Annotated in this window: 20 protein-coding genes and 3 pseudogenes; 13 read left to right on the top strand and 10 right to left on the bottom strand. The window is 60.7% G+C overall.

Going from position 1 to position 23,989, the window contains the following annotated elements; translation table 11 throughout:
• Position 1 precedes the first annotated feature (1 nt).
• Genes AB7M33_RS21695 through AB7M33_RS21710 form a run of 4 tightly spaced genes read left to right on the top strand, consistent with a single transcriptional unit; the run spans position 2 to position 2,521 of the window.
• Entirely contained in the window at positions 2-538 is a 537-nt protein-coding gene (locus tag AB7M33_RS21695) for a DUF3833 domain-containing protein (protein WP_265968085.1), read from the top strand.
• On the top strand, positions 535-840 hold the full coding sequence (locus tag AB7M33_RS21700; protein WP_099429573.1) for a DUF6482 family protein: 306 nt from the start codon (positions 535-537) through the stop codon (positions 838-840). The genes AB7M33_RS21695 and AB7M33_RS21700 overlap by 4 nt, the downstream gene beginning before the upstream one ends.
• Positions 834-2,375 (top strand): cryptochrome/photolyase family protein, encoded by a 1,542-nt coding sequence (locus AB7M33_RS21705; RefSeq protein WP_454243598.1) that lies wholly within the window; start codon positions 834-836, stop codon positions 2,373-2,375. The genes AB7M33_RS21700 and AB7M33_RS21705 overlap by 7 nt, the downstream gene beginning before the upstream one ends.
• Positions 2,372-2,521 carry a DUF2256 domain-containing protein gene (locus tag AB7M33_RS21710; RefSeq protein WP_186676319.1) on the top strand — a complete coding sequence of 50 codons (150 nt, stop codon included), beginning with the start codon at positions 2,372-2,374 and terminating at the stop codon, positions 2,519-2,521. The genes AB7M33_RS21705 and AB7M33_RS21710 overlap by 4 nt, the downstream gene beginning before the upstream one ends.
• Here the strand turns inward: AB7M33_RS21710 and AB7M33_RS21715 are convergent.
• Complete coding sequence (locus tag AB7M33_RS21715; protein WP_454244247.1) at positions 2,492-2,980, bottom strand: DUF2878 domain-containing protein; 489 nt, start codon at positions 2,978-2,980, stop codon at positions 2,492-2,494. The genes AB7M33_RS21710 and AB7M33_RS21715 overlap by 30 nt on opposite strands.
• 350 nt (positions 2,981-3,330) lie before the next feature.
• Between AB7M33_RS21715 and AB7M33_RS21720 the strand changes: the two genes are divergently transcribed.
• From AB7M33_RS21720 to AB7M33_RS21730, 3 genes and pseudogenes are all read left to right on the top strand, one after another.
• The gene (locus tag AB7M33_RS21720) at positions 3,331-3,624 is read left to right on the top strand and encodes a hypothetical protein (protein ID WP_454243599.1); all 294 of its coding nucleotides are present in this window, start codon (positions 3,331-3,333) and stop codon (positions 3,622-3,624) included.
• On the top strand, positions 3,621-4,343 hold the full coding sequence (locus AB7M33_RS21725) for a DUF72 domain-containing protein (protein ID WP_454243600.1): 723 nt from the start codon (positions 3,621-3,623) through the stop codon (positions 4,341-4,343). The genes AB7M33_RS21720 and AB7M33_RS21725 overlap by 4 nt, the downstream gene beginning before the upstream one ends.
• Before the next feature lie 140 nt (positions 4,344-4,483).
• A pseudogene (locus AB7M33_RS21730) lies at positions 4,484-5,152 on the top strand (OprD family outer membrane porin); the annotation flags it as partial.
• Between the two features lie 16 nt (positions 5,153-5,168).
• On the opposite strand, the gene AB7M33_RS21735 reads toward AB7M33_RS21730, so the two are convergent.
• On the bottom strand, positions 5,169-5,672 hold the full coding sequence (locus AB7M33_RS21735) for a CinA family protein (RefSeq protein WP_238214825.1): 504 nt from the start codon (positions 5,670-5,672) through the stop codon (positions 5,169-5,171).
• Positions 5,673-5,834: 162 nt separating this feature from the next.
• On the opposite strand from AB7M33_RS21735, the gene AB7M33_RS21740 reads away from it, so the two are divergent.
• On the top strand, positions 5,835-6,065 hold the full coding sequence (locus AB7M33_RS21740) for a hypothetical protein (RefSeq protein WP_238214826.1): 231 nt from the start codon (positions 5,835-5,837) through the stop codon (positions 6,063-6,065).
• A gap of 15 nt (positions 6,066-6,080) precedes the next feature.
• Here the strand turns inward: AB7M33_RS21740 and AB7M33_RS21745 are convergent.
• Together AB7M33_RS21745 and AB7M33_RS21750 are read right to left on the bottom strand one after the other, a co-directional pair.
• A pseudogene (locus AB7M33_RS21745) lies at positions 6,081-6,707 on the bottom strand (molybdopterin cofactor-binding domain-containing protein); the annotation flags it as partial.
• A gap of 54 nt (positions 6,708-6,761) precedes the next feature.
• A complete protein-coding gene (locus AB7M33_RS21750) occupies positions 6,762-8,549 on the bottom strand; it encodes a thiamine pyrophosphate-requiring protein (RefSeq protein WP_265968093.1) in 1,788 nt (595 codons plus the stop codon).
• A gap of 157 nt (positions 8,550-8,706) precedes the next feature.
• On the opposite strand from AB7M33_RS21750, the gene AB7M33_RS21755 reads away from it, so the two are divergent.
• Positions 8,707-9,222 carry a cupin domain-containing protein gene (locus tag AB7M33_RS21755; protein WP_265968094.1) on the top strand — a complete coding sequence of 172 codons (516 nt, stop codon included), beginning with the start codon at positions 8,707-8,709 and terminating at the stop codon, positions 9,220-9,222.
• Positions 9,223-9,692: 470 nt separating this feature from the next.
• Here AB7M33_RS21755 and AB7M33_RS21760 read toward each other — a convergent pair whose 3' ends face one another.
• Positions 9,693-10,523: a helix-turn-helix transcriptional regulator gene (locus AB7M33_RS21760; RefSeq protein WP_265968095.1), complete on the bottom strand. Its 831-nt coding sequence runs from the start codon at positions 10,521-10,523 to the stop codon at positions 9,693-9,695.
• Positions 10,524-10,591: 68 nt separating this feature from the next.
• Between AB7M33_RS21760 and AB7M33_RS21765 the strand changes: the two genes are divergently transcribed.
• The gene (locus AB7M33_RS21765; protein WP_454243601.1) at positions 10,592-12,082 is read left to right on the top strand and encodes an MFS transporter; all 1,491 of its coding nucleotides are present in this window, start codon (positions 10,592-10,594) and stop codon (positions 12,080-12,082) included.
• A 158-nt stretch (positions 12,083-12,240) separates the two neighbouring features.
• Here AB7M33_RS21765 and AB7M33_RS21770 read toward each other — a convergent pair whose 3' ends face one another.
• From AB7M33_RS21770 to AB7M33_RS21785, 4 genes and pseudogenes are all read right to left on the bottom strand, one after another.
• Positions 12,241-12,558 carry a type II toxin-antitoxin system PrlF family antitoxin gene (locus tag AB7M33_RS21770; protein ID WP_454243602.1) on the bottom strand — a complete coding sequence of 106 codons (318 nt, stop codon included), beginning with the start codon at positions 12,556-12,558 and terminating at the stop codon, positions 12,241-12,243.
• 740 nt (positions 12,559-13,298) lie between these two features.
• Positions 13,299-13,523: pseudogene (locus AB7M33_RS21775) on the bottom strand (IS5/IS1182 family transposase); the annotation flags it as partial.
• Positions 13,524-13,690: 167 nt separating this feature from the next.
• Positions 13,691-16,285, bottom strand: a complete 2,595-nt coding sequence (leuS, locus tag AB7M33_RS21780; protein WP_454243603.1) for a leucine--tRNA ligase — start codon at positions 16,283-16,285, stop codon at positions 13,691-13,693.
• Positions 16,286-17,218: 933 nt separating this feature from the next.
• Positions 17,219-18,133, bottom strand: coding sequence for a LysR family transcriptional regulator (locus AB7M33_RS21785; RefSeq protein WP_027594743.1), 915 nt, complete (start codon positions 18,131-18,133; stop codon positions 17,219-17,221).
• 204 nt (positions 18,134-18,337) lie between these two features.
• Here AB7M33_RS21785 and AB7M33_RS21790 point away from each other — a divergent pair, with 204 nt between their 5' ends.
• From AB7M33_RS21790 to AB7M33_RS21800, 3 genes are all read left to right on the top strand, one after another.
• Positions 18,338-19,363, top strand: coding sequence for a zinc-dependent alcohol dehydrogenase family protein (locus AB7M33_RS21790; protein WP_454243604.1), 1,026 nt, complete (start codon positions 18,338-18,340; stop codon positions 19,361-19,363).
• A gap of 515 nt (positions 19,364-19,878) precedes the next feature.
• Positions 19,879-21,261, top strand: a complete 1,383-nt coding sequence (locus tag AB7M33_RS21795) for a hypothetical protein (protein ID WP_085273503.1) — start codon at positions 19,879-19,881, stop codon at positions 21,259-21,261.
• Positions 21,261-22,634, top strand: coding sequence for a GntR family transcriptional regulator (locus tag AB7M33_RS21800; protein ID WP_454243605.1), 1,374 nt, complete (start codon positions 21,261-21,263; stop codon positions 22,632-22,634). Before AB7M33_RS21795 ends, AB7M33_RS21800 begins: the two co-directional genes overlap by 1 nt.
• Positions 22,635-22,641: 7 nt before the next feature.
• On the opposite strand, the gene AB7M33_RS21805 is transcribed toward AB7M33_RS21800, so the two are convergent.
• On the bottom strand, positions 22,642-23,943 hold the full coding sequence (locus AB7M33_RS21805; RefSeq protein ID WP_454243606.1) for an MFS transporter: 1,302 nt from the start codon (positions 23,941-23,943) through the stop codon (positions 22,642-22,644).
• Positions 23,944-23,989 lie beyond the last annotated feature (46 nt).

Below are 23,989 nucleotides of genomic sequence, written 5' to 3' on the forward strand. Positions count from 1 at the left end.
CATGTACAGAGCACTGTTACTGGTTGGCTGCCTGCTCCTCGGCAGTTGTGGCAACGTCGGTGTCGAGCACTACGCCAAGGAGCAGCCGAAACTCGACCTGGCGGCATTCTTCTCGCGACCGGTGCAAGCCTGGGGGATGTTCCAGAAGCGTTCCGGAGAGGTGGTGAAGCGCTTTCACGTGCGTATCGACAGCCGCCGCGACGGTGAGCGGCTGATCCTCGATGAGCATTTTCTTTACAGCGATGGCACGCGTCAGCAGCGAACCTGGACGCTGGTGCCGGAAGGTGCGGGCCGCTGGCGAGGAACAGCAGGTGACGTGATCGGCGAGGCCCATGGCGAATCGGCCGGTAATGCGCTGCGCTGGCGCTACCGGCTGGACCTGCCGGTAGACGGGGAGCATTGGCAGGTGGACCTGGACGACTGGATGTACCTGATGGATGACGACACCCTGATCAACCGCTCAAGCATGAGCAAACTGGGTGTGGAGATTGGGCAGATCACGCTGTTCTTCCGCCGCTTGCCAGAGGGCACACCATGAACCTGAATGCGCTCACTCAACGGGTTACGGCCGGTGAAGTCAAAGAGCTTGAACTGCTGTCGCTCGAAGGTGGCTTCTACATTCTCCGCGCACTGACCGGTGCCGGCCCGGTCACGTTGATTGATGATCGTGGTCAGCCCGTTCGCCTGCGCTCCACCACCGAGCTGCGCCACTTGCTGGCCGAGCTGCCACCGGTGCCGTGCATGCTGGTGCAGCAGGTGGTGCATGATGAAATGTGTGGGCAGCGTGACGGGCCTATCGCGCCGCTGCGGGTGCCCGTGACGCTGACAACCCAATGGTAGCCCGGCCCTCGCGGCTGGGGTTGGTGCTCGGTGACCAACTGTCGTTCGACCTGGCAAGCCTGGCGGCCCTGGACCCTACCCGCGACGCTATTCTGATGGCGGAAGTGGAGGGTGAGGCCCGCTACGTGCCGCATCATCCGCTGAAGATCATCCTCATCTTCAGTGCCATGCGGCATTTCGCAAAGGCGCTGCGGGAGCGGGGTTGGCAGGTGCACTATGTCGAGCTTAACGCTGCCGGCAACAGCGGTAGCATTGCGGGCGAGCTGCGTCGCTGGCAGCAGGCATTGGGCGCCACGCACATCCACCTGACAGAGTGCGGTGAATGGCGCCTGGAGCAGGCGCTGCGCGATGCGCAGCTGCCGCTTGTGTGGCACCGCGATACGCGCTTTTTGTGCTCGCGTGAAGCCTTCGCGCGGTGGGCGCAGGGGCGTAAGCAACTGCGCATGGAGCATTTCTACCGCGGCATGCGCAAGCGTTGCGGGTTGCTGTTGGAGGCCGATGGCAGCCCCGCAGGCGGTGCCTGGAATTTTGATGGGGACAACCGCAAGCCGTTGCCGCGCCAGTTGCGAGGGCCGTTCGCTGCGCAGTTTGAGCCGGACGCGATCACGACAGCGGTAGTGGCCTTGGTTCGGCAGCGTTTCAGTGACCATTACGGGGCCGTGGACGGGTTCAACTACCCCGTGACCCATGAGCAGGCTCATCAGCTCTGGCAGCATTTTCTCGATTTCGGCCTGGCGGCGTTCGGTGACTACCAGGACGCCATGGCAGAAGGCGAACCGTACCTGTTCCATGCGCGCATCAGCGCGGCACTCAACATTGGCCTTCTGGATGTGCGTTGCCTGTGCGACGACGTCGACAAGGCGTGGCGTGAGGGGCGGGTGCCGCTGAATGCCGCCGAAGGCTTCATCCGCCAGTTGATTGGCTGGCGCGAGTATGTGCACGGCATCTACTGGCTGCGAATGCCTGAGTATGCCGGGCTCAATCATCTGGGAAACCAGCGTGCCTTACCGGAATTCTACTGGACGGGCGCCACCCGCATGCGCTGCATGGCGCAAACCATCGGGCAGACGTTGCGCTTGGGTTACGCCCACCACATCCAGCGGCTGATGGTCACCGGTAATTTCGCCCTGTTGGCCGGCATCGCGCCAGACGCCATTTGCGAGTGGTATTTGGCGGTGTACATGGATGCCTTCGACTGGGTCGAACTGCCTAACACGCTGGGCATGGTCATGCATGCCGACGGTGGGTACCTGGGGTCGAAACCGTACTGTGCCAGTGGTCGTTACATCCAGCGGATGTCCGACCATTGCAAGGCGTGCAGCTACAAGGTCGACCATGTGATCGAGGAGGATGCCTGCCCATTCAACGCCTTGTACTGGCATTTTCTGATACGTCACCGCGCTCAGCTGTCGGCCAATCCACGCCTGGCCATGGTCTACCGTAACCTGGACGGCATGCCGCTTGGCCATCGCGAAGCGGTGTGGCAGCGTGGCCAGTCACTGCTGGCGCGGCTGGATGCTGGCGAGGTGGTATGAAAAAGAGCCTGCTGCCCAGCAAAACCTGCGTGGTATGTGGCCGACCCTTCAATTGGCGCAAGCGCTGGGCACGCTGCTGGGCCGAGGTGCGCTATTGCTCCGAACGCTGCCGCCGGTCAGCGCCGCGCCGCGATGCGCAGCAGTAATGGCAGGACCAGGGCCCACACCGGCATGAGCAACAAGCCGGTTTCAATCACACCCAGCGGCAGGCCGACCCCCGCCAACCTGGCGCCACCGACGTAGGCCAGTGGGGCGCCAAGGGCGCCCAGCAACGCGCCGCGCCAGTAGGGCCGGCCGGCCCAGGCCAGGCTATGGCGAAGGCCGCTGGCCAGTACCCACCACAGCAATACCAGCCACAAGGGCAGGGGCCACGTATCGAAGCTGAATACGCCCAGTGCCCCCAGCACGCTATCCAGCACGCAGCCGGCCAATACGACACGCAACAATGCCTTGATTTCTACCTTGTAGTCCGGGCAGAGCCACAGGTGTATGGCCAGGCCGAGCGGCACCAGCAGCAACAACCCAGGGTACTGAGCGCCCAGCACGCAAGCCCACCAACCGGCCTGCAACCAGAGTGCATTGGCGACCAGCCAGCTCCTGGGCATCATTCACCGGCCGGACAAAAATGGGCGTCGAGATTGCCCCTTTCAAGATTATTGAAGGGCTTGGCGAATGGCTGAAAAACGGACATGTCTGGCTCCAGATGATCCTCAAGCAACAGTGAACTGTTGAAGGATATAGCTGAAGCCTATGACTAAATTTGTACAAGTCAACGAAGTTGTACAGCTTTTTATCCAGTCCTGGCCTCACTCAACGGTTACGTAAGTGAGCGATTTCCGCTTGCAGTTCGCGAACCCGCTGCTCGGTGTTCATTTTGATACTGAATGACCGGCTGAGTGCTACGAAGGAACCTATTCCAGTGCTCGCGTCTCGATTATCAGAAGAGCATGGGGTGATGGAGATGAATGCGTTTACAAAGCCCGTCGGCGCAGAGCAGCGCCGTCTCGAAGCCATCACTCGTTGGTTTGTAACCTTCGATGACCAGGCAATTCGGCGCAACTGCCCCAGCAGTTACCACGAGGAACTGCTGCGCCAGGCCGATGAAATGGACCGGCTGGACCTGATCGATTGGGAGGCGTGGCGTGACCTGCGTCGCTTGGCCGATCAGTCTTTTATGATGGCGGTCGCGGGTGCGGATTATCATGCCTTCACGGTGACGCCCCTGCGGACCACGGCGCTTCCTGAATGATTCTCCTCGGTTGCGCCGGCTGGAGCTTGTCACGCCCTTACGGCAATGAGTTTGCTTCAGAGGGAAGCCAGTTGCAGCGTTACGCGGCACGCTTGAATGCGGTTGAGATCAACACGTCGTTTTACCGTCCTCATCGCCCACAAACCTATGCCCGATGGGCTGAATCGGTACCTGAGGATTTTCGCTTTTCAGTCAAGCTGCCCAAGGCCGTCACGCATGAGCAGAGGTTGCAAGCGTGTGAGGGGCCGCTCGACAGGTTCCTTGATGAGTGCGGGCATTTGGGCAGTCGCCTCGGCTGCCTGCTGGTGCAGTTGCCACCTTCGTTGGCGTACGACGGTGCCGTGGCCTATCGATTTTTTGAGTCTGTGCGAAAGCGTTATGCAGGGTCGCTGGCCGTTGAACCCAGGCATCGGTCATGGTCGGCAGCGCAGCCGTTGCTTGTCGACTTTCAGGTCGCTCAGGTCGCTGCCAGCCCGGCGCGCTTTGGCGTGGATGAGCTGCCAGGAGGCTGGCCGGGGCTGGTCTACTGGCGTTTGCATGGCGAGCCGCAGATCTACCGCAGCGCCTATGGCAGCGAGTATCTGCAGCGCCTGGCGGCCCAGTTAAACGTTCGACGTGCTGCGGGGCTACCTACGTGGTGCGTGTTCGACAACACTGCAAACGGTGCCGCGTTGGGCGATGCCCTGGCTATGTCGGCCTATCTGCGTATTGACGCTTAGGCGCGCGGGCCAGTGCTGACCTTGTAACGTCGCTAGCGCAGTGCGTCGTATCCACAGACGGTGTCGAGCATGGACTGGCACCGTTCGGTAACATGGCCCAGCACTTACCGGCGTCTCTCCGACGGCAGCGGGCCTGGCCTTACCTGGATGGTTACGGCGGCGATGATTCTGGCGATTTCAGCTTTGCGGGTGCTGACTTTGCCATCAGCAAGCAACTGCGTGTGAGCTACTTCCACGGCCAGCTCGAGCACTTCTACCGCCAGGATTATGCAGGGCTGGTGCACGATCTACCCTTGGCCGGCGGGGTGTTCACCACCGACCTGCGCTACTTCAAGAGCCGTGACAGCGGAGCTGCTTATGGCGGCAAGATCGACAACGACATGTTCAGCGGGCAGGTGTCGTATACCCACTCCGGGCACACCGTCGGTGCCGGTTACCAGATGCTAGACGGCGATGCCGGGCTGCCCTACATCAGCGGTGCGACGGTTTATTCGTTCAGCAACGTCGGCATCGGTAAGTTCATCGAGGAGGAAGAGAAAACCTGGATGGCAAGCTATGCCTACAATTTTGCAGCAGCCGGTGTCCCTGGGCTCACGTTCATGGCGCGATACCTGAGCGGGGACAACGGTCGTTCCGCTGAAGCTGAACTCAACGAATGGGAACGTGACATGGAACTGGCCTACGTTGTGCAGTCAGGGCCTGTCAAAGGGCTGGGTGTAAAACTACGCAACTATGTCTACCGTTCTGATTTTTCCCGCGGGCGCGACAGTAACCGCATCTACCTGACCTACGACATTGCGATTTGGTAATGCGGCACCCTTGCTCTCAGGCGCGCTCCCCACGCAGCCAGCGCTCGTGATAATGAATCAGCCGGGTTAGCCCGTAGACGGCGCCGTCATGCATGACCTGCGACCGCTCTCCAAAAAATCGCTGGGTGCGGGTAAACACGGCAATGGGCTCGCCGGCAAATGCCCACGCAAAGCACAGTGTGCCGGGTAGTACCCCAGAGGTTGGGCTAGGCCCGGCTACACCGGTAGTTGCAATAACGACGTTGGCATCGCTGTCCTTCAATGCCCCTCGGGCCATTTCCCAGGCGACTGGCTCACTGGTCAGCCCGTACCGTTCGATCGTTTCCGCGCTTACCCCGAGTAGGCGCTTCTTGGCGGAAGGGGAATAGACGACATAGCCGCTTTCCAGTACCTCGCCTGTACCGGGGAAAGCCGCCAGCAAAGCAACCATGCAGCCTGCTGTACAGGACTCGGCAGTGGTAAGTACCAGGTGGTGGTCTTTGAGATAGCCGAGCACGGCCAATACGGGATCATTTGCCATCTTGGTGTCGACTCGTAGTGCTTTTGCGGTGGACGTATTGACGATGCAAATGGTTCACCAGGTTCGCTTGGTTGCCTGAGCTGAACTTTTTTGCCTGCGTTGATCTCCCTGAAGGAACACGGAGCGGGGCGCCGAACCCCTGCACTTGGACCTGAGGTGAGTATGGCAACTTACAACATTAACTATCGCTTGGCTGAAGAGCCGAAACGTTATCGATTGGAGGTGGAGCAGGGCACGCTCAGTCGTCACGAAGCTGCAATGCACCTGATTGTGTTGCATTTCGGGGACAGCGAAAACGGGCTTGTGCTGCCTGCTGCTGATTCATCGCCGAGCGAGATCATGGCTCAAGCCAATGTGCTTGGGTTGTCCCACATTGAGGTTTGCGCCGTGTGATGTTGGCTGGCTCAATCACAGCACCTTGTCGAGCGTGATGGGAAAGTCCCTTACACGCTTGCCCGTGGCATGGTAGACCGCGTTGGCCACCGCGGCGGCTACACCGACGATGCCGATTTCGCCGACACCCTTGGACCCCAGCTCGTTGACAATATCGTCGTGCTCTTCAACGAAGATCACGTCAATATCCCCGCTGTCTGCGTTGACTGGGATTTGGTATTCCGCCAGGTTGTGGTTGACGATGCGGCCCAACCGATGGTCGGTCAACGCTGCTTCGTGCAGGGCCATGCCCACCCCCCACACCACGCCCCCCAGAATCTGACTGCGCGCGGTTTTCGGATTGACCACCCATCCTGCCGCCACCGCGCTGACCACTCGAGTTAATTTGATCATGCCAAGGTCCTCGTCGACGTGGACTTCCACGAAGACCGCCGAATGGGTGGCGGTGGAGAACGGTTGGCGCCTGGCGCCGGGTTCGGCGTCGATCTGCACGGCAAACTCCCCGTCGGGGGCGCTGGCAACGATGTCCGCCAAGACCAGCCGATGGTTGCCCGCGTGCAGGTAGCCCTCGGCGAAAACGATCTGCTCCCGGGGCGTGCTGGCCACTTGGGGGTACATTTTGCGCGCATGTTCCAGCACTTTGTTGTGCGACCGGGCCGGCTGAGCAAACGTTCAGCGGGTTAGCCGACGTGCCCATCACTTTTTGCCTGGTAGCACCGAGCCGAGCACCTGCTTGGCTGTCTGGACGATGATGCCCGCCTGGTCGGGGTCGCCCTTGAGCAAGGTACTGGCAAACTTTTTCGCTTGCTCCAGCTTGATGTGCGGTGGCAGGGGCGGCACGTTCGGGTCGGTCTTGAACTCGATCAGTACCGGCCGATCCGCAGCCAACGCGCGCTCCCACGCAGCGGCAACATCCTCTTCGCGGTCTACGTAGATACCTTGCAGACCAATGGAAATGGCGAACAAATGGTAGGGCACGTCAGGGATCGACTGCGACGCTTCGAACTTGGGGTCGCCCTCCATGACCCGTTGCTCCCACGTCACCTGATTGAGGTCCTCATTGTTGAACACAGCACAGATCCATTGTGGGTTGTCCCACTGTTGCCAGTACTTGGCCACGGTGATCAGCTCGGCGAGGTTGTTCATCTGCATCGCCCCATCGCCCACCAGGGCAACCACAGCCCGTTGCGGGTGGGCGAACTTGGCTGCAATCGCGTAGGGCACAGCTGCGCCCATGCAAGCCAGGCCCCCGGACAGCGAACACTGCATCCCCTGGCGAATCTGCAGGTCGCGGGCAAACCAGTTGGCACAGGAGCCGGAATCGCTGGTGATGATGGCGTGGTCGGGCAGGCGAGGGGACAGCTCATGCACTACACGTTGCGGGTTGATCGGGTCAGCCTTGACCAGGGCGCGCTTGGCCACGGTCTTGTCCCACTCCGCACGCCAGGTCTGGACCTTGTCGCGCCACCGCCGTTCGGTCTTGTATTCAAGTAACGGCAACAGTGCGCGCAGTGTTTCGCTGGCATCGCCGACCAGGTTGACCTCCATCGGGTAGCGCAGGCTGAGCATGTCGGGTTGCAGGTCGATCTGCACGCCTCGTGCCTGGCCTTCCTTGGGCAGAAACTCGGAGTAGGGGAAGCCGGAGCCGATCATTAGCAGGGTGTCGCATTCGCTCATCAGCTGATAACTGGGTTCGGTGCCGAGCAGGCCGATCGACCCGGTGACCCACGGCAGATCATCCGGTAGCACAGCCTTGCCCAGCAGCGCTTTGGCCACGCCAGCGCCGAGCTGTTCGGCGACCGCCATTACCTGCTCAGTCGCCTGCAGGGCGCCGGCCCCCACCAGTATCGCCACTTTGCGCCCGGCGTTGAGTACAGCGGCGGCGCGCTGCAGGTCTTCGTCGAACGGCAACACCCTCGGCTTGCTGTAGCCGATGCCTGAATGCACCGTACCGTGAGCCCTCGTGGGTTCGTTGTAGGGCAGGTCCTGCAAGTCGTTGGGCAGAATAACAGCGGTGACCCGGCGTTCGCCGACGGCCGTACGCACCGCACGGTCGAGCAGGTGGCGCACCTGTTCTGGCGTGGAAGCCTGCTGGACGAACGCACCGGCGACATCCTTGAACATCGACAGCAGGTCCAACTCCTGCTGGTAGTGGCCGCCCAGTGCTGCACGGGCCTGTTGACCGACGATGGCCAGCACTGGCTGATGGTCCATGCGTGCATCGTACAGCCCGGTCAGCAAGTGCGAGGCGCCCGGGCCGGAGGTCGCGATGCAAACACCAAGCTCGCCAGTGAACTTGGCATGGGCGCTGGCCATGAAGGCGGCCATTTCCTCATGGCGGGCCTGGATGAATTCAATCTTGCCGTTGGCCCGGCTCAGCGCGCCGAACACGCCATTGATGCCGTCGCCGGGGTAACCGAAGATGCGCCGCACGCCCCATTGATACAAACGCTCCACCAGAAAATCGCCTACCGTGCCGGTCATTACCTGCTCCCGTTTAGTGATCGATAGGGGTCTGGACTTGGCAGGTGTCGGGAAAGTTTCAACGGTATCCGCACCCGTCTGCCGGCTGGAACTTGGCAACAGCGGGCGGGTTCGAAGGTGAACCCAACAACCGATCAGGATGCGCATCGTGACGCTCATGAACACAGCAGATGCCGCCGTGCAGGCGTTGTATTTCGAGGACGACGGCGCTACGCCGAACAGCCGTTTTCCCGTGCTGTTCTATCGGCTGAAGCTTGATCCGTCGTTGGATAATGCCCGTGCCTTCGAAGCACTGTTTGCGGCTCACCAATGGACCCCGCTGTGGCGCGACGGGATCTTCGATTATGACCACTTTCACCCTAACGCTCATGAGGCGCTGGGGATTGCTTGCGGGCAGGCCCGATTGACGCTTGGCGGAGCATCTGGGCAAAGCGTCAGCGTAAAACGCGGCGATGTGCTGGTGCTGCCGGCAGGCACGGGTCATTGCTGCATCGAATGCAGCGATGACTTTCTGGTGGTCGGCGCCTACCCACACGGGCAGGAAGACTACGACATCCAGCGGCCCGACAGCGCCGCCCACCCGCGCGCGCTGGCGCGCATCGCCAAGGTGCCGCTCCCTGAGCAAGACCCGGTCAGTGGCATCCGCGGTGCATTGATGACGCATTGGCGTTAAGTGCGCGGCTAACGGGGCTTGCGCTGAAACTATCTCAGGGCCGCCAAATAGGCGATGAACGAGTAACCCATCGCCATCGGCTATTTCAGTTAACTGCCGGAACCTGAGCCTGATCCGCTACCGGCCGAGCCGCTGCTTCCACTGCCCGAGCCTGTACCGCTATCACCAGAGCCATTACTGCCGGTTCCCGAGCTACTGTTGGTACCGTCACCTCCGGTGTTGTCCGTCCCATTGTCATCAGTACCGCCATCACCGGTACCCATGCTATCGCCTGGTGTTCCTGAGCCCGTCGCATCGCCTTGGCCGTTCATGTGCCCATTGTCGTGAGATTGTGTGCCCGGGGCGCGCTGATCGTTAAGGTCTGTGGCAGCCAAGGCAAGGGGGGCACCCAGGCTCAGGCACAACGCGAGCAGTAATGTATGTGGTTTTGTTGGCTTCATGGCGGAGCGCCTTTTCTGGTTGTTCACCCTCTATTCGGCCTGCTGATAGCCAGAGGGTGCCTGCAGAGCGACGGAAGGCTCTGCTAACTTGGCATAGACCACCAGGCGTAGGTGGCGGTCTTCGTCGATGGTCAGCGAGGTGTGCTCGAACAGCTCGATCTTGCCGTCAATGGTCAGCTTGCGCATGCCTGCAGAGGGGGCGTGAACATCGTGCCGGCGCCACCAAACTTTGAACTCCGGTGAAACGCGCTCCAGTTCTGACACCAGTTCATGTATGTCCGCATCTTGCGGGGCGCGGGCGAAGTCGCGGCGGAAACCCGACAACATCTGCGGCGCCTGTTCATCCCAGTCATACAATTGCTCTCGCAGAACAGAGTCGGTAAACAGCAGCCACAGTAAATTGCGACGCTCGGGTGTGTGCGAGCCAAAGTTAAACAGCTGGTTAGCAAGCGCATTGAAGCCCAGTACATCCCAGCGCAGGTTGAGTACAAAGGCGGGGTGCGGCAAGTCGTGCATCAGGCGCCGTACCAGTGGGGGTAGCACGCACCATGTTTTGCCGGGTTCGGCAGGTGGCCGTTCGTGAGCCAACAGGAACAAGTGGCGTCGTTCTGCGGCATCCAGCTTCAGCACCCGCGCCAAGTTGTCCAGAAAAGCAGCCGAAACCCCTATGTCACGGCCCTGTTCCAGCCACGTGTACCAGGTCAATCCGACACCTGCGAGTGCGGCAACTTCTTCACGTCGCAGCCCAGGCGTGCGGCGGCGACCACCACTGGGTAGGCCCACATCGACAGGCGATAGCCGCTGGCGGTGCGCCAGGAGGAATGCCGCCAGATCGACGCGTGTTCGTGCCAAGGTTCGCATCGCTTATCTCGTTACTTTGAGTAATAGCATAAAGGATTAAATTGTAATCGCTTAACGGTGGTTCGAGAATGCTGACGTCTCTTCTCAGGATGCGCAAGATGAACTCGAACTCACACCCTTCGGTACTGCCTGTGCGCACTGTTGACGGCCCGCCCTGGCTCGGTTTGTCGGTGCTGCTATTGGCCGGTTTCGTGACGATTTTCGATCTGTTTGTGGTCAATGTGGCCATCCCCAGCCTGCAAGCAGGGTTGGCGGCCAGCTTCGCACAGGTTGGTTTCATCGTGGCCGGCTATGAGCTTGCGTTTGGCGTCTTGCTGATTACCGGCGGCCGCCTGGGCGACCTGTTCGGGCGCCGCCGTCTCTTCGTGATCGGCATGGCCGGGTTCACCTTCGCCTCCCTGCTGTGCGGGCTGGCCCCCACTGCCGGCTTCCTGATTGCTGCTCGGGTATTACAGGGGCTGGCGGCAGCGTTGCTGTTCCCGCAGGTCTATGCCTCTATCCGTGTCAATTTCAATGACGGCGACAGCCGCCGTGCTTTTGGTCTACTGGGAATGACCCTGGGGCTGGCCGCCATCGCAGGCCAAGTGCTGGGTGGCGGGTTGATTCATGCCGACCTGTTCGGCCTGGGGTGGCGTAGCATCTTCCTCATCAACGTACCTATCGGCCTGTTGGCCATCGCGGCGGCACGTTATATCCCTGAGTCGCGCGCACCACAGCGACCTACCCTGGACTGGGCGGGCGTAGGGTTGGTCAGCACCGGACTGGTGCTGCTGCTGGTGCCGTTGATCGAAGGACCGGCGCTAGGCTGGCCAGCCTGGAGTCTAGGGTCGTTGGGCCTGGCGGGAGTACTGCTGGTACTTTTCCATAGGCAGCAGGAGCAGCGAAGAGCAGACGGCGGATTGCCACTGGTGGATATGCGCTTGCTGGCCCAGCGTCACTTCGCGTTGGGCGCATTGCTGGTTTTTTTGGTGTATTCCACGTCCAGTTCGTTCTTCTTGTGCTTCACCTTGTTGGTGCAGACCGGGCTGGGGCTTGATCCTTTGACTGCGGGTAGCATTTTCGCACCCTGCAGCGTGGGATTCGTGCTGGCGTCGCTCGTCGCGCCCAAGCTGGTGGCGAGATGGGGGGCGAGCGCCATCGTTGTAGGTGCGATGGTGTATGCCGTTTCGATCGGGCTATTGATTGCGCAGGTTTGGATGGCGGGCGCGGCCCTGAGGCCCGCGGGGTTGATTCCCGTACTGATGGTGGTCGGCGCCGGTCAGGGTTTCATCATGACGCCACTGCTGAACCTGGTATTGGTTTTTGTCGATGAAGCCCAGGCCGGTATGGCGTCGGGAGTGATCTCGACTGTCCAGCAGGTGGGGGCGGCTCTGGGAGTAGGGGTAGTGGGCATCCTGTTCAACAAGGCGCTGGTCGCGGGTGATGGCGGGGTAGTGCTGGCAGGTCACTACGTGGCGGCTTTCGTCACGGGCATGCTCTACAACTTGGGGGCAGCGCTGCTGGTTGGTCTTTTGTTGCTGAGGTTGGCGAATGCACAGCAGCCAGCGGTAGGCTGTTGAGAGAAAGCGTTCGATGGCACGTGTAATGATTGTGCTAGCGCCCATTTGAGCGTTAGGCGGCGTGGTTAAGGGCGCAGCTTACGCATTGGATTCGTGCCAGTCGCTATGCGCTGCCCAGCGTATTGCCTTGAACAGCAGCGTCCAGCCATGCTGCTGTGTTAAAACGCGACCTCACCGTTAATCTCTTCGTCTAGGTTCACAGGGTGGCGTGCGTTGGCGAGCATGGCCTGTGCCAGGTCGTCCGGTAGCGCGGTGATGTTGCGTCCGTTGCAGATGTCAGCCCCCAACAGGGTTAGGAATGCGCCGATGGCAGGGTCTTCGTGATCGGCCTCCACCCGGCTGACTACGACTTCGTTCCCACGGACGTCGAACGCGACTTTGGTGCCGGTATTCAGGCCCAGCAGTTGGCGGACGGTTTTGGGTAGGGTGACCTGGCCCTTGGAGGTGAGGGTGGCGATTTCGTGGATGGCAGGCATGAGTGTTCTCCTGAGCGTGTGGAAGAGACTGTAAGGAATAATCCTTGCACATCAGTCTCGGTTTTCTGCAGAGATCGCGCAGGCCGAATGGAAGGCTGCTCATGTCGCAGGTCATCCGGTTCAGTGTCCGTTTCGAGGCCGCCTTTCTCATGTTCACGGGGACGTGGTCAGGGGCTATGGCATGAACGCATGACCGACGGTTGTTGATGCCTTGGCCAGAACGGAGGCGGCTTTTCAATGCCTTTAAATCGCCTTAAAGGCTGTCAGGGTCGCCAAAAAACATTTGAACTTGGCTCTACAACGGTATTTTCAGGTGTAAAAATCTGAAATATGCCCCTAGTTTTGCCCGCAGTCGCAGCAAGTGCTAGAGCGATCAAGATTGGCGATTTCTGACACGGACCCGGGTGGCGGTCGACGGTGTTCAGTGCACGTCATTGGTGACAGAAGAGCGGTACCCGAATGAAATTGCTTTGTCCCAAACAAAGCGATTGCCTCTCTCAACAACTGAGGGTCAATCGTGGTTGTCGATTCCCCGCAAGCAGGCTCGGGGCTCATGGCGTCGTTGATCGCTGATGCCAGGGCTTGCAGGGCTTCTGCCGGACGCGCGTTTTCTTTGAGGTCACCCGTGTCTGGCTGGTGGTCAGCGCAATGATGCATGAGCGCCTCTGCGCCATTGATACCCAGTTCAAACTCGATCAGCACGCCTATGCCCTCATACAGAAAAAGCCACTGAGGCGGTCTTAGGCTCTGTACGAAAAGAGATGTCGCAAACACCGCATGGAACAAGCCAGTGAGACCATAGCGGCATATCTTTTCGCGAGCTTGTCGAAGCGTGTCACGATACGGCGGTTCTCTTTCAGCCAGCCAAACATGCGCTCGATGATGTTGCGCTGTCGGTATTTGGGCCGATCAAACAGTCTGGGTAAGCCGGGCTTGGGTTTGCGTTTCATTGAGCGCATCGGGATGCAATCCCTCGCCCATTTGCGCAACTTATGCTTTGGGCTCGTCACAGTCGCTACGCGTCGCAGCAGTCAGTGGGTGGGATGCACACGTTTTCCACTGAGGCCTGAACCAGAAAGCCGACATTTCCTGAGAAAGTCGGCTTTCTGGTTTCAGGGGACAACCTGAATGGTCAGACGATGAAGTTCACCAATCGGTTAGGCACTACGATCATCATTCCTGCGCTTTCCAGATATTTGCTCAACACAGGATCGGACAGCGCCTGGTCACGGATTGTGTCATGGTCGGCATCGGCCTGGACCAGAATCTCCCCCCGTAGCTTGCCATTGACCTGTACCATCAACTTCACTTCGTCCTGCCTTAAGGCGTCGCTGTCCGGGGTCGGCCAGGCACTGTCGTAGATCGCGCCGGGGAATCCTAATGCCTCCCAGAGAACCTGGGAGATATGTGGCGTCACAGGTTGCAGCACCTGCAAGAGAATGGACATGGTTTCCCGGCAGACCTGGTGACCAACGCTGCGGGCACTCTCCAGTACCTTGAGCATCTTCATTGCACCCGATACGACGGTATTGTATTGCAGACGCTCATAATCGTTATTGATTTGCTTCAACAAGTCATGGGTCATGAAGCGCACACGGCTGGCTTCTGTGGCGTCTGCCGCCTGGCCGTCACTTTCGCTCCAGCGTGCCTGCTCATCAACGGCAAAGCTCCAGAGACGGCGCAGGAAGCGATAAGCCCCTTCGACACCGGTGTCGCTCCAGATCGTGCTTTGATCAGGGGGGCCGGCGAAGATGGTGAACAACCGGGCGGTGTCCGCACCAAACCGGTCGATGATGTCCTTGGGCTCGACCACGTTGTTCTTCGACTTGGACATCTTCTCCACGCCACCCAGGGTGACAGGCAAGCCATCTTCGATCGCTGTCGCGCTGACCGGACGGCCTTTTTCATCGTATTGAACCGATACTTCGCAGGGGTAGAACCATCGTCGGCTACCGTCCTGCGCCTTGCGGTAATAACTTTCCCGCAGCAGCATGCCCTGAGTGAACAGATTCTTGAATGGTTCACTGAAGTCCACCAATCCCTCGTCGCGCATCGCCCTTGTCCAGAACCTGGCGTAGAGTAAGTGCAGCACCGCATGCTCGATGCCGCCGATGTACTGGTCGATGGGCATCCAGTATCGGTTGCCAGGCCCTACCATCGAAGTGTGGCAGTCGGGATCGCAGTAGCGCATGAAATACCAGCTCGAGTCGACGAAAGTGTCCATTGTGTCCGTTTCCCGTTGCGCGGGTGCTGCACAACGAGGGCACGCGACGAGGCGGAACGATTCACGCCGCAGCAACGGATTGCCGCTTCCGTCGGGAATGCAATCGGTCGGCAATATTACCGGCAGGTCTGCGTAAGGTACTGGTACATCGCCACAGTATTCGCAATGAATGATCGGAATCGGAGTTCCCCAGTATCGTTGCCGGGAGATTCCCCAGTCACGCAGGCGCCACGTGGTGGCTTGCTCGCCACGCCCACGCTCGGCCAGGGCGTCGACGATTGCCAGGGCAGCTTGCTCCACCGTGAGACCATCATAGGCGCCAGAGTTGATCAGGCGACCTTCCTGGCTGCCGTAGCGATCCGACCAGGCTGCAGGGTCATAAGGAGCCCCGTCGAGCGCGATGACGGGGTGTACGGGCAAGCCATACTGACGGGCAAAATCGAAATCGCGCTCATCATGGGCCGGCACCCCCATCAAGGCGCCTTCCCCATACTCACCAACCACATAATTGGTGATCCACACGGCGACCGGTTCGCCGGTCAATGGATGCTCGACGTGCAAGCCGCTCGGGATACCGAGCTTCGCCTGCGCGCCGGCGGCGGGGCTGGTCTGTGCCGCCTGTCGACACGCCTGCACCTGCGGCTCGAGCCCTGGATCGAGCGCCGTGGCACGCTTGGCCAGCGGATGATCAGGGGAAACGGCACAAAACGTCACACCCATCAGCGTATCGACGCGCGTCGTGAACACCCACAGCTTGCCTGCGTCGATCAACTGCCCATTTGCGTCTTCGACAGTGTGGACAAAGGCCAGGCGGACTCCACTGGCCTTGCCAATCCAGTTGCGCTGCATGCTGCGGACCATGTCCGGCCAACCCTCAAGGGTATCGATGGCCGACAGCAGTTCCTCTCCATACTGCGTGATGCGCAGGTAGTAGCCGGGAATCTCGCGTTTCTCGACGAGCGCTCCGGATCGCCAACCCCGGCCATCCACCACTTGCTCGTTGGCCAGCACGGTTTGGTCGACGGGGTCCCAGTTGACGATCTGGGTCTTCTTGTAGGCCACGCCCTTTTCCAGCAACTTCAAGAAAAACCACTGGTTCCATTTGTAGTATTCGGGATCGCAGGTGGCGATTTCTCGTGACCAGTCGAAAGCCAGTCCTAGCGGCTGCATCTGCGACTTCATGTCGGCGATGTTCATCCGTGTCCATTGAGCGGGTGATACGCCCGACTGCATCGCGGCGTTTTCTGCCGGTAGGCCGAACGCATCCCATCCCATCGGCATCAGGACGTTGTAGCCCTTCATCCGCATGTGACGGGCCAACATGTCATTGATCGTGTAGTTGCGCACATGCCCCATGTGCAACTTTCCGGAAGGGTAGGGCAGCATGGAACAGGCATAGAACTTTGGCCGGCTTTCGTCCTGGACAGCCTTGAATACTTCATCGCGAAGCCATTTGGCCTGAGCCGTGCTTTCAACCCAGGCAGGATCATACTGCTGTCGCATAGGGGGTCCTCGATATTGTTAGAGCTGGACGACGATAAATCGCCCGGCTCATATGTTCTTGTAAGATATCGCTCGGCCTGTTGAACATCGCTTGCCGCAAGTGTAAGCGCTTACGGTAATCTGGCAGGGATTAGGTTTGAAAAGTTTTTTCCTCTTTGCGCCCTCCCGCCAACCAGCCACGGGGCCACACGCTGAAAGCCCGAGGCGGCTTGTATTTGGCTTTAAGCGACCGTAACAGATTGCCGTGAGTAATCAAGCAGAAATCGGGTTGGAAGTGCTGCATATACTGTGGGAGTGCTGGCGGCTTCAGCGCCTAAGCGTCTCGCCTCGAACCGAAATCCGATTCATAGTTTCGCTCATTGGAGGCGGTGATCGATCTGTTTAAAGGTGGCGACTGAGTTGTAGGAAAAATCGTCGGAGTGTATTGGGTTTCGTTACAAAATGTTCCTCGAGTATCCTTTTGTACCGCACCCTTGTATCGCACATCTTCAAGATGTCAAAAGTAGAGGACTCATTATTCCGAGTAGCCATGAAAACAACTTCCGTCAGCCTCTGCGTATAGCGCAGTAATAGGTGTCATTGGCGTGCACCATAGTCGGAGATGACAAGTCTTGCGGTTGCCGTTATTGACTTTCCAACTTCAATCTGGAGCCGCCACCTACGCCGCAATGTTGTCCGGGCATGTCGCTGGGCATGATTTGTACTGTGTCCCGTGACACCGTCAGGGCACTGGCTGACGATATGGGGGGAGGGTTGTGGCGAAAGCATGGGCAGAGATGGACATCAGTCCAACCAAGAAGGTCCCACTCCATGCGCTGTGGTAGGGCGTGGTGCTGTGTCACGGCCGTTCGCTGTGTTCGCTGTCTCGGCTTATCGCGTCGGCGAGTGCCATGGCAGTTGTCCGGCCGGACTGTTGCCTTCATGGCGTTCTGATCAAAGACTGTCCGGATCGCCAAAGAACATCTGTATCCGCGACCGCAACCACCGCTCCGCCGGATCATTATCCTGCGCCCCCCGCCACGCCATGTGCAGCTCGAAACTGCGCACCTCGATCGGCAGGTCCTCAGCCCGCAACCCCCCGGCAGCCGTCAACGCATCCGCCGTGTAATCCGGCACCGTGGCAACAATGTCGGTACCGGCCAGCAAACTCCCCAGCCCATTGAACTGCGGTACCGCGAGCACCACATGGCGCTTGCGGCCTATCTCGTCCAGGGCTTCGTCGATGAAACCGGACAGGTCACCGGCAAACGACACCAGGGCGTGCGGCCGGGCGCAGAAGTCGTCCAGGGTGATGCTGCCGGGCACACTGTCGGCGCGCAGCAGTTTCGGCTTGCTGCGGCGCAGCACCTTGCGCTTGGCATTGGCTGGCAGGTCGCTGGTGTAGCTGACGCCCACCGAGATTTCCCCCGAGGCCAGCAGCGTTGGCATCAGCAGGTAGTTGACACGGCGTACCACCAGCACGATACCCGGTGCTTCGGCACGGATGCGTTTGAGCAGTTGCGGCAGCAAGGCGAATTCGGCGTCGTCCGACAGGCCGATGCGGAACACAGCATTACTGGTAGCGGGGTCGAACTCGGCCGCGCGGCTGACGGCGGTAGAGATCGAGTCCAGCGCCGGGGAGAGCAGGGCGAAGATTTCATGCGCCCGCGCCGAGGGCTCCATGCTGCGGCCGGTGCGCACGAACAGGGGGTCGTCGAACAGGTTGCGCAGGCGCGACAGGGCCGCGCTGATGGCGGGCTGGCCGAGGAACAGTTTCTCGGCAGCACGGGTCACGCTACGCTCGTGCATCAGCGTTTCGAACACGATCAGCAGGTTGAGGTCTACACGACGCAGGTCGTTTCGATTCATCGGTGCGCTTCGCCTAAAGTGGGGCAGGGGTGAATCTTAAGGCCAAAGGCTGTTACCCTGCACCGATTTCCGGGGGCCAATTCAGATGAATGTCAGGTGCCCAATCGATGACAAGCATGTCGACTATTAATGACCACTGATGGTCTAACGGCCAAAGCCCGGATAAAGTCCGTGGTAATAGAGGTTCACAAGGCGAGGTATGCGATGTCCCGCATGATCCGTTTCCACAAGTTCGGTGCAGCCGATGTGCTCCGTTGCGAAGAGCAGGCCGAACCGTCGCCTGCCGCCGACGAGGTGCAGGTCCGCGTCGAGGCGATCGGCGTCAGCTGGTATGACGTGCTCTGGCGTCAGAACCTGGCACCGTCCCAAGCCCGCCTGCCGGCGGGGATCGGCCATGAGATGGCGGGTGTGGTGACAGCTGTTGGTGAAGGGGTCGAGGATATTGCGGTGGGTGACCGGGTCGCCAGCTTCCCGGCCACCAGCGCCAATGATCACCCGGTCTATGGGGACGTGATCGTGCTGCCACGTACAGCGATCACCCGCTACCCGGCTATCCTCACGCCGATCGAGGCCAGTGTGCATTACACGCCGCTGCTGATTGCCTACTTCGCGTATGTCGACCTGGCCCGCGCCAAGGCAGGGCAAACCGCGTTGGTGACTGATGCTAGCCACTGCGCCGGGCCTGCGTTCGTGCAACTGGGCAAGGCGCTGGGGCTGAAGGTGTTTGCGGCCACCAAGGAGCCTGAACAGCGCGACTACCTGTTGGGCCTGGGGGCGGACAAGGTGATTGTCACCGAGGAGCAGGACCTGCTGCTGCAGGTTGGTAAATACACCGACGGGCGTGGCGTGGACATGGTTCTCGATGGCATGGGTGGGCCGCAGATGTCGCTGCTCGGCGATGTGCTCGCGCCCCGTGGCAGCCTGGTGCTGTACGGCCTGCAAGGCGGCAACCAGACACCGTTCCCGGCCTGTGCGGCGTTTCAGAAGAACATCCAGTTCTATGTGCACTGTATCGGCAACTTTACCGGCAAGCCGGAGCTGGGTATCAGCCAGGACCAGGTCGCGCTGCAGCGGGCGCTGCGGGATATCAACCAGTTCACCGCCGATCAGTTGCTGAAACCGCAGATCATCAAGGTGTATCCCTTCGATCAGGTGGTCGAGGCGCATCGGCACATGGATGAATGCCCGTGTGGCGGGCGGGTGGTACTGGATATGGCACAGCCTTCCTGAAGGGGCGTTGAAGACCACAAGAACCCGGGCAACGTCCCGGGTTTTTTGTGCGTTGGTGGGTGCAATGCCCAAATGCTATATCCATAAAAAATCAGACGCATCCTACAATTAAAAAGTACGGAGACTACATATTTTAAGCCTTTGCTTTTTATTGTCGTAATATCTTGGAAGGAAATTCAAGTTGAATACTTGTGGTCCCCGGACCATTGTGTATTCCCGTGCTTGCTGAATGGTTTTTTTACGCTGATCTGTATCTTCTATTCGATATCCAACGCTCGATAATGGCCCAGTGATAGTTTGCGCAAGGAGCGTGGAATGAGCATGGCTATGCCCGAGTTAGGGCAGCGTATGGCAGCGGCCGGTCATCGGTGCGGCGCATTTTTTTCGATGGCTTGGCGACAGAGCAGGTCACGTCATTATTTCCCGTAGTTTGTAGGAAATTTCTTCAGGAAGGACGCATTGCACTGTTTGCAGTTGCCAGTGTGATGGATACATGAAGTTGATGAGGTGATTACGTGGGCGCTATACACGATCAGGCGATGCACTATATCTACCAGCAAGTGCTCGAGCGCTTGTTGAGCCATATGTCCCAGGCGCAACGTGCCTCCTTGCAGTTGCTGATTCAGCGATTGCTGGTGGCTGCCGGTGGGCCCGAATACATTGGCACGTTCCGTTTGCTGGTGTTGCAAGGGGCTGACCGGCGCAGTGCCCACCTGTTGGCCACCTTGCGTGCCGCCCAGTTGAGTATCGCCTTGCGTGCCCCTGTGACGTTTCAGTTGCGGGTACTGGTGGTCAACCTGCCTGCTGCCGGCAACACCGTGCTGGAAAACCATGAACGCAGCTTCAATGCCTTGTTCATGCAGGATGACCCGCGGGTGCAACTGCAGATGACCGAAGGCTGCGAAGTCGTGCCTTTCAGCCGGCGGCTGTCGGCTACGCCGGAGCGCTGGGCACTGGCGCGCAATGCCATGCTGATGTTCGGCCACGGGGTCGATGCCAGGCCCGAAGCCCTGCTGGGCAGCCGGCTGCACCTGGAGTTGGCGGGCGCAGTGGGCCTTGCGCTGCAGGCGCAGCCGCGGGCCGATGTGCTGATTACTGCCGTACCTGCACGCCAGCGCCGCCGCTACCTGGCCTGGGCGCGGCGGAGCCTGCGCCTTGCAGGGGAGCGTGGCCCCCACGTCGTGCACCAGTGCCTGTCGGCATTGGCCAACGGGCTGGGCAGGTTACATGGGGTTGCCGGCTCACCCCTGGAGCGCGTGGATGCTTCAAGCAGCATGGCGACCGAGGAGGCGCCCTTGCGCGTGATCGCCATCGACGACCTGCTGCCACACCTGCTTGAGGACGAGCAGTTCGATCACATGCTGGGCTGCTGCTTCGATGCGGCTCAGGACGCCTGGCCCTTGGCGGCCTTTGTCGATTCGCGGGCCGTGGCGCAACTGCACGATTTGCGTGCGCGCAGCCTCGAGCCGCTGGTCCATCGGCCGGCATTACGCTTGGCAAGCCCCAGCAGCGACGGCGGGCAGCGCGAGCCAACCTCTGCGCACCTGGGCAAACCCTACGGCATCAGCCAGACCCAACTGGTGTGCCTGTTGTTCAGCCCTTTCGCCCGGCAGGGAAAAGGCCTTGAGCGTTTTTTAAGGTGCCGTCATCCCGACATGCTGGTGGCGTTGCCCTACCTGCACCGGGCCTTGCAGGGTAAGCCGTGCCCCGAGGCGGTGAAGGACTGGCTGGTGAACACCAGTGGCCTGGCGCTGGTACCGTTGCGGGCGATCTATGAGGGGGGCCTGCAACCGTCGTCGAGGCGCTTGATGGCCAACCTGGCTCGCCGCGATGTGCACCTGAAGTGGCTGCCGCGCCCGCCCGCTGCAGGAAGGCCCGCCTTTGAGGGCTTGCCCTGATGGGCCGATCGGTACCTGGCGATTACGCCTATCGGAAGGTGTACCGCTACCTTGAAGCGCTGATCGATGAGGCACAAGGCCGTGAGCCATGGCGCTTGCCGTCGTTACGCACGCTTTCGCGGCGCTTGCGCGTATCGCTGGCCACTGTGCAGAGCGCCTACAGCTTGCTGGAGGATGAGGGCCGTGTGCATTGCGTGCCGCGGTCGGGTTACTTCGTGCGCGCCCACGCTGGCGGCTCGCCGGTGCAAGCGGTGGCTGGGCCATGGCATGTGCCCGCTCACTCGATGCTAGAGCGGTCGCTGTTTACCCATGAGCGGCGCCTGGCACGTCAGCGTGCGCGTGGCACCGCCCCGGTGGAAGAGGTCGGCGGTGCTCGGCTGCGCAATGCGTTGGCCGAGCGCTATACCCGTTCCTCCAGCCATTACTGGCGTGCCGAGGAGGTGCACCTTGCCCCTGACGTGCAGGCATTGGTGGAGGTGCTGCTGGCAGCGTTGGCCTTGCGCGGCGCCACCGTGCTGGTGCAATCGCCGTGCTGCTGGCCGGTGCTGCGCGCCTTGCAGCGCTGTGGCATGCGCGTGCTGGAGGTACCGTTGAGTAACAGCGGCACGGCGGATGTGCAGGCGCTGGCACGGCTGCTCAGTGCCGAGCCGGTGGGCATGCTGATCATGCCATCGTGCCTCAGCCTGCCCCAGGGCAGGCTGATGTCGCAGCACGACCAGCAGCAGATTGGCCAACTGCTTGGCGACCACCCGGTGTGGTTGCTGGAAAACGACCTGGACAGCGAACTGTGTTACAGCGGGCCACCGAATGCGCGCCTGCGCGACTGGGTCGACCCACGCTGGCTGTTGGTGATGGGGTCGTTCGAGGCCGCAGTGGGGGGCGAAGCGCCTTACGCCTATGTGATGGGGCGTCATGCCGGCTTGGCCGAGGCGTTCGCCCAGCGTGCGTTTCAGCTGGCGCCGTTGCGGTTGCAGGCACTTGCTTATCTGCTTGGCAAAGGTGAAATCGAGACCCAGTTGGGGCGGCTGCGGGCAGAACTGCAACGGCGCATGGCGTGCTTTAGCCGGCAACTCAAGCTTGAGCTGGGCGACCACGTGACGTTCGACATGCCCGAGGGCGGCTGGACCCTGTGGTTGCGCTCCCGCTGGCCGCTGCGACTGGATGACGTGGTAGCGGCGTTGTCAGGCACCGCCCTGCGCGTGGTCCCAGGCGGGCAGCACAGCGCGGAGGTGCGTCATCAGCAATACCTGGCACTGACCTGGGTGGGCGAGGATCCTGATGCGTTGCAGCAGGCCCTGGAAAAACTGGCTCAAGCGCTGGAACTGCGCTGCGGCCGGCCAATAGGGCAGGGCGGCTCGCAGCACTTGAAATGAGGGCGAGCTACTGCTCCTGCCCCTGACGCAAACGGGTGCTGATCAGTGCCGCCACCACCAGCATCGCAGCAATGATCCACAAGCCGTTGCGGGTACTGCCGGTGGCCTGTTCGATCAGGCCCATCACCGACGGCCCGACAAACCCGCCAAACAGGCCGCAGGTGGTGACGAACGCCAGGCCCGCCGCCAGTGCGTTACCGCTCAGGCGGCTGGACGGGAAGACGAAGATGATCGACTGCACCACGAACAGCATCAAGGCGGTCAACGAAAAGCCGATCAGCCCAATGAAGGAGTTGGACAGCGAAGCAAGCAGCAACCCGGCGGACATGGTCAGCAGACCAAAGAACAGTAGGGTACGGCAACGGCTGGGCGAGGTCGCCAGGCGCGGGAATGTGGCGGCGCCGATGGCGGCGGCGGTCCAGGGTACCGAGGTCAGCAACCCGACCTGGAAGGGCGACAGCGCGGCATAGGTGCCGATGATGCCTGGCAAGAAGAAGATCACGGTGTAGATGGTGATCTGGTGCACAAAATACACCGCAATCGCCAACCAGATCTGCTTGTCGCGAAACATTTGCCCCAGCTTGCTCTGTTGCGGCGCTGCAGCCCGTTCGGCACTCAGGCGACGCTCGATGTCCTGGGCATCGGCAGCGGACAGCCAAGGTGCCGACGCGGGGCCATCGGGCAACTTCTTCCACACCACATAGGCCAGCGCCACCGCAGGCAGGCCTTCAAGCACGAACAGCCATTGCCAGCCGTGCCAGCCCAGCACGCCGTCCATTTCCAGCAGCGCGCCGCCCAGCGGCCCACTGAGGATGTTGGCCAGGCACACACCCAACAGGAAGTAGCCAGTGGCGCGCGCACGCTGTTCGCGGTCGAACCAGTACGTCAGGTACAGCATGACGCCGGGGAACAGGCCGGCCTCAGCCACCCCGAGCAGCAGGCGCATGATGTAGAACGAGGTTTCCCCCTGGACGAACGCCATGCCCGCTGACAGCAGGCCCCAGGTGATCATGATGCGGGTGATCCAAAAGCGTGCGCCCACCCGGTGCATGATCAGGTTGCTCGGCACTTCGGCCAGGGCATAGGTGAGGAAGAACAGCCCGGCACCCAGGCCGTAGGCCGCCGCCGACAGGCCCAGGTCGATGCCCATGCTGGCCTTGGCCAAGGCGATGTTGGTGCGGTCGAGGAAGCTCATCACGTAGACGACGATAAGCAGTGGCATCAATTTGCGCAGCAACAGGCCGTTAAGGCGCTGTTCGGTAGCGACGGCAGGCGCGGTGGCCGCTGTCGTGCCGGTGAGGATTGTCATTGTTTTTTTCCCCGTGATAAGTGCTGGTGGTGTGCCGCGCTTGCGG

It is taken from the genome of Pseudomonas sp. Y3 TE3536 (genome assembly GCF_053629175.1).

Bases quoted from the DNA above. Each gene is read 5' to 3' on its own strand.
- AB7M33_RS21695 (WP_265968085.1), top strand. From the start codon at position 2: ATGTACAGAGCACTGTTACTGGTTGGCTGCCTGCTCCTCGGCAGTTGT.
- AB7M33_RS21700 (WP_099429573.1), top strand. From the start codon at position 535: ATGAACCTGAATGCGCTCACTCAACGGGTTACGGCCGGTGAAGTCAAA.
- AB7M33_RS21705 (WP_454243598.1), top strand. From the start codon at position 834: ATGGTAGCCCGGCCCTCGCGGCTGGGGTTGGTGCTCGGTGACCAACTG.
- AB7M33_RS21710 (WP_186676319.1), top strand. From the start codon at position 2,372: ATGAAAAAGAGCCTGCTGCCCAGCAAAACCTGCGTGGTATGTGGCCGA.
- AB7M33_RS21715 (WP_454244247.1), bottom strand. From the start codon at position 2,980: ATGCCCAGGAGCTGGCTGGTCGCCAATGCACTCTGGTTGCAGGCCGGT.
- AB7M33_RS21720 (WP_454243599.1), top strand. From the start codon at position 3,331: ATGGAGATGAATGCGTTTACAAAGCCCGTCGGCGCAGAGCAGCGCCGT.
- AB7M33_RS21725 (WP_454243600.1), top strand. From the start codon at position 3,621: ATGATTCTCCTCGGTTGCGCCGGCTGGAGCTTGTCACGCCCTTACGGC.
- AB7M33_RS21735 (WP_238214825.1), bottom strand. From the start codon at position 5,672: ATGGCAAATGATCCCGTATTGGCCGTGCTCGGCTATCTCAAAGACCAC.
- AB7M33_RS21740 (WP_238214826.1), top strand. From the start codon at position 5,835: ATGGCAACTTACAACATTAACTATCGCTTGGCTGAAGAGCCGAAACGT.
- AB7M33_RS21750 (WP_265968093.1), bottom strand. From the start codon at position 8,549: ATGACCGGCACGGTAGGCGATTTTCTGGTGGAGCGTTTGTATCAATGG.
- AB7M33_RS21755 (WP_265968094.1), top strand. From the start codon at position 8,707: ATGAACACAGCAGATGCCGCCGTGCAGGCGTTGTATTTCGAGGACGAC.
- AB7M33_RS21760 (WP_265968095.1), bottom strand. From the start codon at position 10,523: ATGCGAACCTTGGCACGAACACGCGTCGATCTGGCGGCATTCCTCCTG.
- AB7M33_RS21765 (WP_454243601.1), top strand. From the start codon at position 10,592: ATGCTGACGTCTCTTCTCAGGATGCGCAAGATGAACTCGAACTCACAC.
- AB7M33_RS21770 (WP_454243602.1), bottom strand. From the start codon at position 12,558: ATGCCTGCCATCCACGAAATCGCCACCCTCACCTCCAAGGGCCAGGTC.
- leuS (WP_454243603.1), bottom strand. From the start codon at position 16,285: ATGCGACAGCAGTATGATCCTGCCTGGGTTGAAAGCACGGCTCAGGCC.
- AB7M33_RS21785 (WP_027594743.1), bottom strand. From the start codon at position 18,133: ATGAATCGAAACGACCTGCGTCGTGTAGACCTCAACCTGCTGATCGTG.
- AB7M33_RS21790 (WP_454243604.1), top strand. From the start codon at position 18,338: ATGTCCCGCATGATCCGTTTCCACAAGTTCGGTGCAGCCGATGTGCTC.
- AB7M33_RS21800 (WP_454243605.1), top strand. From the start codon at position 21,261: ATGGGCCGATCGGTACCTGGCGATTACGCCTATCGGAAGGTGTACCGC.
- AB7M33_RS21805 (WP_454243606.1), bottom strand. From the start codon at position 23,943: ATGACAATCCTCACCGGCACGACAGCGGCCACCGCGCCTGCCGTCGCT.